Raw genomic sequence first — 11,898 nt, 5'->3', positions numbered from 1 at the left:
GTTTTTGCGCCCGACACCGTGTCCACACCGGAGCTTGTAAGAGGAAACTATGGCTGACCTTCGTAATTACCAAGGCCGCGTACAGACTGGCGAGATGATCGACCAGGGCCTACGCAGCTATATGCTCAAGGTCTACAACCTGATGGCGCTGGGTCTGGCGATCACGGGTGTAGCCGCCTATCTGGGCTTCAATTTCGCCGTCCAGAACGGCCAACTGACGCAGTTTGGCGTATTGCTTTTCCAATCGCCGCTGCGCTGGGTGGTCATTCTTGCACCGCTGGCCGCCGTGTTCTTCCTGAGCTTCAGGATTAACCGGATGAGTGTTGCCGCTGCGCAGACGACCTTCTGGGTCTACGCCGCGCTGGTGGGCCTGTCGCTTTCGTCGATCTTTCTGGTCTACACACAGTCGAGCATCACGCAGACGTTCTTCGTAACGGCCGCTTCCTTCGGTGCACTTTCGCTCTATGGTTACACGACCAAGCGTGATCTCTCTGCAATGGGCTCGTTCCTGATGATGGGTCTCTTCGGCCTGATTATCGCGTCGCTCGTGAACCTCTTCCTGGCATCGTCTGCCATGCAGTTCGCGATCTCCGTGATTGGCGTGCTGATCTTTGCGGGCCTCACCGCCTACGACACGCAGCGTATCAAGGAACTGTACTACGAAGCAGACGGCGCAGATGTTGCCGGCCGCAAGGCGATCATGGGCGCACTGACCCTGTATCTCGACTTCATCAACCTCTTCATGTTCCTCCTGCAGTTCATGGGCAACCGCAAGTAAGGAACAGAGGCATATCGAAAAAGGCGGCTTCGGCCGCCTTTTTTGTTGCTAGGTCGTCCGCAGAATGATTTTTGGAGGGGTCCTTTAGTCAACGCCGGCCGACCGAATGCCCATCTCCCTCCGCGACGCTTCCCCATCCGACCTCACTGCTATTACGACGATCTATCGAGAATCCGTTCTGAATGGTGTCGCAAGCTATGAGCTCGTCCCGCCCGAACAGGACGAGATGGCGGCGCGATTTTCCGCCATCACGGGTCAGGGCTATCCGTACATCGCCGCGATCGACGAGGGTGGCAACCTGCTTGGTTATGCCTATGCTTCGGCTTTCCGTACACGACCGGCCTATCGTTGGATGGTGGAGGATTCCATCTATCTTGGGCCTGAGGCACGCGGCCGGGGAATCGGAAGACTGCTGCTTACCGAACTTATTCAACGCTGCAGCGATCTCGGCTTTCGTCAGATGGCCGCCGTCATCGGTGGCGCACATCCGGCATCAATTGCCCTGCATCGCGCGTTGGGTTTTGAGGATACGGGTCGCCTGAAAGCGACAGGCTACAAACACGGACGCTGGCTCGACACGATGATCATGCAACGTGCCTTGGGCGAGGGCGCAGCCTCGGACCCGGATGCTTCGACCTATCCCGGCACCCTCTTCAAAGCCTGAGTCGCTTACTTCTCGACCAGCTTCAAAGCCTTGTTGAAGACCTTCAAGACCTGCTGTAACTCGTGCCCGCGCTTCAGGATGACGCCGTGGATGTTGGTAACGGAGTAGGCGCCCTGCTTGGTTGCAAGCTTCGGATTCTTCTCAATGCGAAAGAGCGGCATTTCGCCCGATCGCTTGAAAACCGAGAAGACCGCGCGGTCCTTCAGATGATCGATCGCATAGTCCCGCCACTCTCCCTCGCCGACCATGCGGCCATAGATCCAGAGAATCGCATCGAGTTCGCGCCGGTGGAATGTGACCGGAGCGGGATCCTTGCTCTGCTTGTATTCCTTGAGATCCACGACGACTGAGGAACTGCTCTCGGCTGACCGGCTTTCGCCGCGCCGCAAATCCGGCTGATCTGTCATCAGTCTCCCGGTGCCTCCACTCGTGACAGGTAAATGACAGTTTGCCTTAGCGTTTACAAATTGCAAGCAGGCGATCAGTCACATTAATCATACTCTGTGCAATCTCCCGAGCGCCGCAATTCAGTCAAAACAGCGCCTCATTTGCAAGGGAAATTCCCTCACGACTGCGCCGCGGGCCCGTTCGGACCTACGTCGCACCCGATTCGTGCATGATCTTTGCCTGATTTTATAGGCATAAAAGGTCGTGCGTGAGTTTGGCGCCAGCGCGCCAAAGGGCCCGGCTGACCGTATCGACCTTAACCCCAGCCCCGAATACGATCAGCCGGGCCGCCCCGTTTTCCATCCACAGAAGCAGATGAAACGGCTAGATGTTCTTCCCGGCCATGACGACCGTCGCTCCGAGAATCGCGGATGGATTGCCATCGGCGGTGGAGGATTGAAGTAGAATCGCGCAGCCCTCGAGGTCCGGCTTCTGCATCACGCTTGCCGGCAGCGTCAAGCTTGTTTCCTTGCCTTCCCACATACCGACCGTCTCCACATCGGCAACGCTGTTCAGGTAGGCAATCTTCTGGCCGCTGTTCTCGCCCTTCTCGACGTCGATGGTCTTCTCACGGTTGAAATAGACCATGACGACATTGGCCTTGCCTTGCCCTGCCCCGATCTTGATCTCGAGTTGGTCGCCGCGCATCTCGGCCTTCACCGGCACGGAAAGGCCCATCCCTTCGGCTGCATAGCCGTCGATCTTCTTGTTGATCGCACCGAGGTCAGCGCCGGCCACATGGTCGCGGCCGTTGATGATGACCTGCGGCGTATAGACATTGGCGCGACCCATCGTCTGCGCGTAGCCATACTGCCGCTCCGTGTTTTCCTTCGAACTCAGCGTGTCGGCCCAGCCCATGTAATTCCAGTAGTCGACGTGATAGGCGAGCGCAATAACCCCGCCAGCCTCGACGATCTTGCGAAAAACCGCATCAGCTGGAGGACACGAAGAGCATCCCTGCGAGGTGAAGAGTTCGACCACACCTTTCGGCGCATCCTGGGCAAAAAGCGGGCCGGCAAGCGCCACAGCTGCAACCACAGAAATCAAAAACCTCGCGGACATTCACTGCACCTTTTTCTTCAGTACCTGCCGCCGAGTTTCGCCGCAGGTTCCGATATCTGAGCGTAGAGATAGTGGTTCTCGATCGAAACGGAAAGTCACGAACGGGTGAGACAGGCTTCGAGGAAGTCAAGCTGAAACACATCGTCGTGAGCGCGAATTTACCGCCTCGCGTTCAAACGAAAACCGCCGGAAATCTCTTTCCGGCGGTCATTGTCATGGAAGTCTGTTAACAATCAGGCAGCGAGATCGCGCAGAACCGTCTGCAGGATGCCGCCGTTGTTGAGGTAGATCACTTCGTCGAGCGTATCGACGCGCGACAACAGCGGAACTTCCTTCACGGTGCCGTCGCCGTAGGTAATCTTGGCAATCTTCTTTTCGCGCGGCTTGATGTTCTCAAGGCCCTCGATGCTGACGATTTCGTCGCCCTTCAGGCCGAGGCTTGCCCAGGTCGTGCCCTCTTCGAAGACGAATGGGATGACGCCCATTCCGACCAGGTTCGAGCGGTGAATACGCTCGAAGGACTGTGCAATGACCGCCTTCACGCCAAGCAGGTTGGTGCCCTTCGCTGCCCAGTCGCGGGACGAGCCGTTGCCGTACTCGACGCCAGCAAAGATGACGAGCGGAACGCCCTCGGCCTTATACTGCATAGCCGCGTCATAGATCGATTCCTCTTCCTTCGACGGATAGTGGATGGTGTAGCCACCTTCCTTGCCGTTCGGGCCGAGCATGTGGTTGCGGATACGGATATTGGCGAACGTGCCACGCATCATGACTTCATGGTTGCCGCGACGCGTGCCGTACTGGTTGAAGTCAGCGACGCCGACATTGTTCTCGAGTAGGTAAGCACCGGCCGGAGACGCAGCCTTGATCGAACCGGCAGGCGAAATGTGGTCGGTGGTGATCTTGTCGCCGAAAAGGCCGAGAACGCGAGCACCCTTGATGTCCGAAATACCCGAGCCGGTCTTGCCCATGCCCACAAAGTAGGGCGGGTTCTGCACGTAGGTCGACTTGTCATCCCAGGCGTAGGTCTGTCCGGCCGGCACTTTGACGGCCTGCCAGTTTTCATCACCCTTGAAGACGTCGGCGTACTTCGTTTCGTAAAGTTCGCGAGTGACGTACTTCTGGATGAAGTCCTGCACTTCGTGCGAGGTCGGCCAGATGTCCTTGAGGTAGACAGGCTTGCCGTTCTGGTCTTCGCCAATCGGCTCCTTGGTGAGGTCCTTCTGGACCGAGCCTGCGAGCGCGTAGGCAACGACGAGCGGCGGGGATGCCAGGTAGTTCGCCTGAACGTCGGGCGAAATACGGCCTTCGAAGTTGCGGTTGCCCGACAGAACGCCTGAAACGATCAGACCCTTGTCGTTGATCGTCTTCGAGATGGGCGCGGGCAGCGGGCCGGAGTTACCGATGCAGGTCGTGCAGCCGAAGCCGACGAGGTTGAAGCCGAGCTTGTCGAGGTCCGCCTGGAGGCCGGACTTCGCGAGGTATTCGCCAACCACCTGCGATCCGGGCGCCAGCGACGTCTTGACCCAAGGCTTCGTCTTCAGGCCCTTGGCAACAGCGTTGCGAGCGAGAAGGCCGGCAGCGATGAGAACCGACGGGTTGGAGGTGTTGGTGCAAGAGGTGATTGCGGCAATCGCAACGTCGCCATGGCCGAGATCGAAGTCGGTGCCTTCGACCGCGTAGCGGTTGGAGAGCTGACCGGGCTTCTTGTAATCGGTGTCCATCGAGCCGGCGAAACCGGGAGCGATGTTTTCGAGCGGGATACGGCCTTCAGGACGCTTCGGGCCGGCCATGGCAGGCACAACGTCGCCGAGGTCGAGTTCCAGCGTATCTGTGAAGACGAGGTCCGAACCATCGCCTTCGCGCCACATGCCCTGTGCCTTTGAGTAGGCTTCGACGAGAGCGATACGGTCCTTACTGCGGCCGGACATGTTGAGGTAGTTGATGGTTTCGCCGTCAACCGGGAAGAAGCCGCAGGTCGCGCCGTATTCCGGACCCATGTTGCCGATCGTCGCGCGGTCGGCGAGCGGCATGTTGTCCATGCCAGGGCCGAAGAATTCAACAAACTTCGAGACAACGCCCTTCTTGCGCAGCATCTGCACGACCATCAGCACGAGATCGGTCGCGGTGACGCCTTCCTTGAGCTTGCCGGTGAGTTTGAAGCCGATGACTTCAGGCAGAAGCATCGAGACCGGCTGGCCGAGCATGGCAGCTTCCGCTTCGATGCCGCCGACGCCCCAGCCGAGAACGCCGAGACCGTTGATCATCGTCGTGTGCGAGTCAGTACCTACGCAGGTATCCGGATAAGCAATCGTCTCGCCGTCCTCTTCCTTGGTCCAGACGGTCTGGCCGAGATATTCGAGGTTGACCTGGTGACAGATGCCGGTGCCCGGAGGAACGACGCGGAAGTTCTTGAACGCCTGCTGGCCCCACTTCAGGAAGCGGTAGCGCTCGCCGTTGCGCTGGTATTCCAGCTCGACGTTCTTGGCAAATGCTTGCGGCGTACCGAATTCGTCGACGATAACCGAGTGGTCGATGACGAGGTCGACGGGAACCAGCGGGTTGATCTTCTCTGGGTCGCCACCGAGCGACACCATCGCGTCGCGCATCGCGGCGAGGTCGACGACGGCGGGAACGCCCGTGAAGTCCTGCATCAGCACGCGCGCTGGACGATAGGCGATTTCGTTTTCGACAGCGCCCTTGTTGTTCAGCCATTCGGCCACAGCAAGGATGTGTTCCTTCGTCACCGACTGACCGTCTTCGAAGCGAAGCAGGTTCTCGAGCAAAACCTTCATCGAATAGGGAAGCTTCGAAACGCCCGGAAGGCCATTCACCTCAGCCTTGGGCAGGCTGTAGTAGACGTAGTCCTTACCGTTCACGGTGAGCGTGGAACGACAATTAAAGCTGTCAAGAGATTTAGACACGAGAGACCCCGTTTCTGATAGCGAACACAATCGTGCGGACGCCTATGCACGTAATGCACATCAGGATGCGGGTACGGCCATTTCCGCTGTCCGCACGTGGAGCGAAGCCCATGTTCGGCGCAAGGATGAAATTCACGCCGACCGCTGGCGTGGTTGCGGGTCTTATAGATAATTTCTATGAAAGGTGCCAGAGAGTGCGTGACCCATTTCGGATTTTTTTGCATTGCGATGACTGAAAAATTAAACCACGGAAAAGTCATGCATCTTGAGGCTGCCAATCTGGCTGCGCGCCGGGGCGAAGACCTGATTTTTGAGGGGCTTTCATTCGGCCTGGAAGCAGGCCAAGCGCTGGTTTTGACTGGTAAAAATGGATCGGGAAAGTCAACTTTGCTGCGCGTCGTCGCCGGTCTCCTCCGTCAGGAAAGGGGTACGGTGAGCTTTACCGATTCGCATGGCGACACACACAAGCGCGTTGGAGAAATCAGTCACTATCTCGGCCACCGCAATGCGATGAAAAGCGAACTGACCGTTGCTGAAAACCTCGAGTTCTGGCGCCGCTTTCTGGGACAGATGCACGGCCCCTCCGTTTCCATCGATGAGGCCGCAGCCGCGGTCGGGCTCGAAGGGATCACCCACCTTCCTTTCGGCTATCTCTCGGCTGGCCAGCAAAGGCGCTTTGCCTTCGCCAAGCTGCTGATCGCCTACCGGCCGGTCTGGATCCTCGATGAACCGACGGCGGCGCTCGACACAAGCGGCGACCGCCTCTTTGCCGAGCTCATCGAAGCGCATCGGCGCAATGGCGGCATCGTGCTTGCTGCGACCCACCAGCCCCTTGGCCTAGAAGGCGTGCAGGAACTGCGGATGACGGGGTTTGCTCATCCCGGATCAGGAGTGTGGGCATGACCGCACTTCTGCTGCGCGACCTCAAGATCTCCATCCGCGCCGGCGGCGGTGCGCTGGTCGGCGTCCTCTTCTTCCTGACCGTCGTTGCGGTCATTCCCTTTGGTGTCGGACCCGATCTCGCATTGTTGTCCCGTATCGGCCCGGCCATCGTCTGGATCGGAGCTCTGCTTGCGGCACTTCTCGGCCTCGACCGGCTATTCCAGGCCGAACGCGACGACGGCTCGCTCGACCTCATGCTGATGCAGGAGACCCCGCTCGTCCTGACGGTGTTGGTCAAGTGCCTGGCGCACTGGATCGCCACCAGCCTTCCGCTCGTCATTGCCTCGCCGCTGCTTGGCCTGTTCATGAACATGAGCGAGACGGCGATCGGCGCGACGATGCTGACACTGCTGGTCGGTTCACCGGCGATTACCTTCATCGGCGCGGTTGGCGCGGCCGTCGCCGTTGCCTTGCCGCGCGGCGGACTGTTGGTCTCGATCCTGGTCCTGCCACTGACCATTCCGGTATTGATCTTCGGCGTCAGCGCTACTTATTCGGCGGTCGAGGGACCGTCGCCCTTCCTGCCACCGTTTCTGATCCTGATCGCGCTAACACTGTTCTTCGCCGCTATCGGCCCGGCCGCGGCGGCATTGGCGCTGCGCAACACGTCGGATTGATGGAGCGCTCGATTGCGACAGAAGGCATATCGCGGTAAGGAAACGGCATGAGTGAAACGAGCCTCGCCATCACGAAATTCAGCGATCTCGCCAACCCGACGCGGTTTCTGGCGCTGGCTGCACGCATCCTTCCCTGGATGGCCGCTTTCACGGCCCTCTGTTTCATCGTGGGGCTGTATCTCAGCTTCACGACCGAAGGCGACTATCAGCAGGGCGAGACGGTTCGCATCATGTATATCCACGTCCCGGCCGCCTGGCTTTCCATGATGGGCTATACGATCATGAGCCTCTCGGCGATCGGCACGCTCGTCTGGCGCCACCCGTTGGCGGATGTATCGGCCAAGGCCGCAGCCCCGCTGGGCGCCGCCTTCACGCTGATTGCCCTCGTCACCGGCTCTCTCTGGGGCAAGCCGATGTGGGGTACGTGGTGGGTATGGGACGCAAGGCTAACGTCCGTCTTCATTCTGTTCCTGATGTATCTCGGGCTTATCGCGCTCAATCGCGCAATCGACGAGCCGTCCAAGGCCGCACGCGTCAGCGCCGTGCTGATCCTCGTCGGCTTCGTCAACATCCCGATCATCAAGTTCTCCGTCGACTGGTGGAACACATTGCATCAGTCCGCAAGCGTTTTGCGTCTCGACGGCCCGGCCATCGACCCGGAATTCCTGCGGCCGCTGCTGGTGATGGCCGTGGCTTTCACCGCGCTCTTTTTCACCCTGCACATCATGGCCATGCGCAACGAAATCTGGCGTCGCCGTGTCGCCGCCCAACGCCGTATGGTAGCCCGGCTCGCGAGCCGCGAGGGATAGCCATGACACACGCTTTCTATGTTTACGGCTCCTACGCCTTTGCAGCGCTTGTGACAGCAGCCGTGACGCTGTGGACCTGGGCCGACGGTCGCGCTCGCCGTAAGGAACTTGCAGCCCTTGAGGCTTCCGGTATTCGCCGCCGCTCGGCGCGCGCAAAGGATGGCGAATGAGCCCCACGCCTGAAACGAACCCCGCCAAGCGCAGGTTCGGACGCTATGCCGTCGCCTTGATCCCGTTGGCGGTCTTTGCCGTCATTGCCGGCACTGCGGCCAAGATGCTTTACGATCAGGATGTCCATGGCAAGGATATCTCTGAAATCCCCTCGGCATTGATCGGCACGAAGGCGCCGGCGCTGAACCTGCCGCCGCTCGAAGGCGCCAACCTGCCCGCCCTCACCGACCGTGCGATTAAGGGCAAGCTGACGCTCGTCAACGTCTTCGCCTCCTGGTGCATCCCCTGTCGTGAAGAGCATCCGATCCTGAGGGAACTCGCGAAGGACAGCCGCCTCAACGTGGTTGCTATCAATTACAAGGACAAGAACGACAACGCGCTTCGCTTCCTCGGCGAACTCGGCAATCCCTTTGCCGCTATCGGCATCGACCCCAAGGGGCAGGCCGCGATCGATTGGGGTGTCTACGGAATTCCGGAAAGCTATCTCGTCGCCCCTGACGGCACAATCCTATACAAACGTGTAGGCCCGTTCGACGACATCAGCCTGAAGGAAGGTCTGTTGCCCGCTATGGCAAAGGCCCTTGGCAAGCCCGCTTCCTGATCAGATCGCGCTTTGCCAGGTCTTGACCGCCTCGACGGGCCAGACCAGCATCAAGACGTTGAGCGTCAGGTTGTCGCGGATCAGGTAGCCGGTCAAAAGCTCGAAGAAGATCGCTATCGCCACCGTCAGCGCCACCGGCGCGCGCGATGCGAAGATGAAGCCGACAACCATGAACACGGTGTCCATCGCTGAATTGATGATGCTGTCGCCGTAATAGTCGAGCGAGATCGTCGCCGAGCGGTAGCGATCGATGATGATGGGCGAGTTCTCCAACAGCTCCCAGCCGGACTCGATGACCAGCGCCAACAGCAGGCGTGCCGCAAACGGCTTTCCGCGCAGGACGAGATGCGCCACGCCGTAGAAGATGAACCCGTGGATGATATGCGACGGCGTGTACCAGTCCGACAGGTGCTGGGAATTGCCACTCGACTTGACGACGCCTTCCCACAGCTTGACATAGCCGCAGGTGCAGATCGGCGTGCGGCCCATCAGATACTCGGCAACCACCTGCGCCAGCAGAACCAGTAGGCAGGCTGCGAACCAGAACGTCTGATGGCGAACCCTTGTCTGCGCCTCTGCAACCGTCACTTTTCGGCCTCTCCAGCCGGCGTTACCGTGTGCTTCATGATCAGTGGCATCTGCGCCATCGTGAAGATGATGGTGATCGGCATCGTTCCCCAAACCTTGAAGGCGATCCAGAAGTCATCGGAGAAATTGCGCCAGATGACTTCGTTCAGCACTGCGAGAAAGAGGAAGAAGATGCCCCAGCGAACCGTCAGCTTGCGCCATCCCTCGGCATCGAGCTGGAAGGCCGCATTGAAGACGTAGCCGAGCAACGACTTGCCGAAAGCCAGGCCGCCAAGCAGCGAAACGCCGAAGAGCGCGTTGACGATGGTCGGCTTCATCTTGATGAAGGTTTCGTTCTGCAGGTAGATCGACAGCGATCCGAAGATAACGACCACGATTCCCGACACGAACGGCATGATCGGCAGGTGCCCGAGCACGACCTTCGAAACGATCAGCGAGACCACGGTCGCGGCCATGAAAAGGGCCGTTGCCACGAACAGCGGTCCGCCAAGCTCCGAGAGAACAGGAAAACGCTCGACCAGCCACGCGCCGCGCAGGTTGGCGAAGAAGAAGATCAGCAGCGGGCCAAGCTCCAGCGCCAGTTTCAGCATCGGGTGATGCCTGTCGGCCGCGCTTGGGGTGATATCGCTCTCTGTCGTCATTCTATCTCAAATCCGTTTGTGTCACACGAGACGCTTGCCCGTGTTTGTCGGCATATCTGTGGCACTATTGGCCGAGCCCGGCAATGGCGTGCGCGAAATCCTCGGCCTCGAACGGCTCGAGATCATCGACGCCTTCGCCGACGCCGATGAAATAGACTGGTAGCTTGTGCTTGGCGGAGATCGCCACGAGGATACCGCCGCGGGCCGTGCCGTCGAGCTTCGTCATGATCAGCCCGTTGACGCCTGCGACATTGCGGAAGATCTCGACCTGCGACAGCGCGTTCTGCCCCGTTGTCGCGTCGAGCGTCTGCAGCACCGTATGCGGCGCGTCCGGATCAAGCTTGCCGAGAACGCGAACGATCTTCTCAAGTTCGGCCATCAGCTCCGCCTTGTTCTGAAGACGGCCGGCGGTATCGATGATCAGCACATCGCACTTCTTCGCCTTGGCCTGCTCGAAAGCGTCATAGGCGAGGCCTGCGGCATCCGCGCCGAGCTTGGTGCCGATGAACTCCGACTTGGTGCGATCGGCCCAGATCTTCAGCTGTTCGATCGCAGCGGCGCGGAACGTGTCGCCGGCTGCCACCATGACCTTCAGCCCGGCGCCCGACAGCTTCGCCGCGAGCTTGCCGATCGTCGTGGTCTTACCAGTACCGTTGACGCCGACGACAAGGATGACATGCGGCTTGTGGCTGAGGTCCAGCTGCAGCGGCTTGGCGACAGGCTTCAGCACTTTGGCGATCTCGCTTGCCATGATGCGGCTGACATCCTCTCCGGTGACGTCCTTGCCGTAGCGCTCGGAGGCGAGCGTATCGGTGACGCGCATCGCCGTCTCGACGCCGAGATCGGCCTGGATCAGCAGATCCTCGAGATCTTGCAGCGTCTCGTCGTCGAGCTTGCGCTTGGTGAAGAGCGCCGCGATCTGGCCGGTGAGCTGCGACGACGTGCGGGCAAGGCCGGCACGCAGACGCTGGAACCAGGAAAGTTTAGGAGCAGGAACCAGAGGCGCTGCCTCGGAAGCCACGGGACCTGTCGCAAATCCCTTTGGAAGAACCGGCGCGGCCGAGGCATCATCGGAAACGGCATCGTCTTCGATCGGAGCAGATATCTCTTGATCGGCGGGAGAGAGTTCATCCGTGATGGGCTGCTGCTCAGCATCAGCGTCCGTTTCAAGCTCTGCGGCCGGCTCGTCGGTTTCGGCAGCGTATACTACCTGCGCAACGTCGTCCTCTTTTGCCTGCTCGCCGGTTCCCGGCTGCAGGGAAGCAGCAACAGCAACCGCCTCTTCCGGCGCGCTTTCGGCGGGAGTAACGACCTCGGTTTCGGCCTCGAGCAGCGACAGCGGCACAACACCTATATCGCTCGCCTGCATCTCGGACGGCAAGACCTCGGAAACGTCTTCCTCGACGGGCACGAGCGCTTCGGCCTGCTCGGCTAGATCCTCGATCGGAGCGTCCTCACCTACGTCTTGGGCAGGACCGCCAGCCGTATCCATCTCCTCGGCCAGAACGGGGTCGGCGGCAACAGGAAGATTTTCCTCACGCGAGTGCGGCTCCAGTTCGGACTCGACTGCTTTCGTCTCGACCGGCTCCGGCGCCTGCTCTTCCTCCGGCTTTGGGCCGAAGGTGAAGACCTTTTTGATGAAATTGAACGCCAT

At 59.8% G+C, this 11,898-nt stretch carries 13 protein-coding genes; 7 read left to right on the top strand and 6 right to left on the bottom strand.

Going from position 1 to position 11,898, the window contains the following annotated elements; all coding sequences use genetic code 11:
- Window positions 1-49: 49 nt before the first annotated feature.
- Together FHT76_RS14190 and FHT76_RS14185 are read left to right on the top strand one after the other, a co-directional pair.
- Window positions 50-778, top strand: a complete 729-nt coding sequence (locus FHT76_RS14190; RefSeq protein WP_183863734.1) for a Bax inhibitor-1/YccA family protein — start codon at window positions 50-52, stop codon at window positions 776-778.
- Window positions 779-884: 106 nt separating this feature from the next.
- Entirely contained in the window at window positions 885-1,442 is a 558-nt protein-coding gene (locus FHT76_RS14185) for a GNAT family N-acetyltransferase (protein WP_259126887.1), read from the top strand.
- Between the two features lie 5 nt (window positions 1,443-1,447).
- Here the strand turns inward: FHT76_RS14185 and FHT76_RS14180 are convergent, their stop codons facing one another.
- From FHT76_RS14180 to acnA, 3 genes are all read right to left on the bottom strand, one after another.
- Complete coding sequence (locus FHT76_RS14180) at window positions 1,448-1,849, bottom strand: DUF2794 domain-containing protein (RefSeq protein WP_183863736.1); 402 nt, start codon at window positions 1,847-1,849, stop codon at window positions 1,448-1,450.
- A gap of 364 nt (window positions 1,850-2,213) precedes the next feature.
- Window positions 2,214-2,951, bottom strand: coding sequence for a thioredoxin family protein (locus tag FHT76_RS14175; RefSeq protein WP_183863737.1), 738 nt, complete (start codon window positions 2,949-2,951; stop codon window positions 2,214-2,216).
- A 233-nt stretch (window positions 2,952-3,184) separates the two neighbouring features.
- Window positions 3,185-5,875: an aconitate hydratase AcnA gene (gene acnA, locus FHT76_RS14170; RefSeq protein WP_259185629.1), complete on the bottom strand. Its 2,691-nt coding sequence runs from the start codon at window positions 5,873-5,875 to the stop codon at window positions 3,185-3,187.
- 258 nt (window positions 5,876-6,133) lie between these two features.
- Here acnA and ccmA point away from each other — a divergent pair, with 258 nt between their 5' ends.
- From ccmA to FHT76_RS14145, 5 genes are read left to right on the top strand one after another with little or no spacing between them, the layout of a single operon-like run.
- Window positions 6,134-6,778, top strand: a complete 645-nt coding sequence (gene ccmA, locus FHT76_RS14165; protein ID WP_183863739.1) for a heme ABC exporter ATP-binding protein CcmA — start codon at window positions 6,134-6,136, stop codon at window positions 6,776-6,778.
- The gene (ccmB, locus tag FHT76_RS14160; protein ID WP_183863740.1) at window positions 6,775-7,434 is read left to right on the top strand and encodes a heme exporter protein CcmB; all 660 of its coding nucleotides are present in this window, start codon (window positions 6,775-6,777) and stop codon (window positions 7,432-7,434) included. The genes ccmA and ccmB overlap by 4 nt, the downstream gene beginning before the upstream one ends.
- A 47-nt stretch (window positions 7,435-7,481) precedes the next feature.
- Complete coding sequence (locus FHT76_RS14155) at window positions 7,482-8,243, top strand: heme ABC transporter permease (protein WP_259126889.1); 762 nt, start codon at window positions 7,482-7,484, stop codon at window positions 8,241-8,243.
- Window positions 8,244-8,245: 2 nt separating this feature from the next.
- Window positions 8,246-8,413, top strand: coding sequence for a heme exporter protein CcmD (ccmD, locus tag FHT76_RS14150; RefSeq protein WP_183863741.1), 168 nt, complete (start codon window positions 8,246-8,248; stop codon window positions 8,411-8,413).
- The gene (locus tag FHT76_RS14145) at window positions 8,410-9,015 is read left to right on the top strand and encodes a DsbE family thiol:disulfide interchange protein (protein WP_259126890.1); all 606 of its coding nucleotides are present in this window, start codon (window positions 8,410-8,412) and stop codon (window positions 9,013-9,015) included. Before ccmD ends, FHT76_RS14145 begins: the two co-directional genes overlap by 4 nt.
- On the opposite strand, the gene FHT76_RS14140 is transcribed toward FHT76_RS14145, so the two are convergent.
- From FHT76_RS14140 to ftsY, 3 genes are all read right to left on the bottom strand, one after another.
- Window positions 9,016-9,603: a DUF2585 domain-containing protein gene (locus FHT76_RS14140; RefSeq protein ID WP_259126892.1), complete on the bottom strand. Its 588-nt coding sequence runs from the start codon at window positions 9,601-9,603 to the stop codon at window positions 9,016-9,018.
- Window positions 9,600-10,244: a septation protein A gene (locus FHT76_RS14135; RefSeq protein WP_183863744.1), complete on the bottom strand. Its 645-nt coding sequence runs from the start codon at window positions 10,242-10,244 to the stop codon at window positions 9,600-9,602. The genes FHT76_RS14140 and FHT76_RS14135 overlap by 4 nt, the downstream gene beginning before the upstream one ends.
- Before the next feature lie 64 nt (window positions 10,245-10,308).
- Window positions 10,309-11,898, bottom strand: a complete 1,590-nt coding sequence (gene ftsY / locus FHT76_RS14130; protein WP_183863745.1) for a signal recognition particle-docking protein FtsY — start codon at window positions 11,896-11,898, stop codon at window positions 10,309-10,311.

The organism is Rhizobium sp. BK176 (assembly GCF_024808055.1).
The sequence above is the reverse complement of the archived record's forward strand: the minus strand, read 5'-3'. Positions and strand labels throughout refer to the sequence as shown.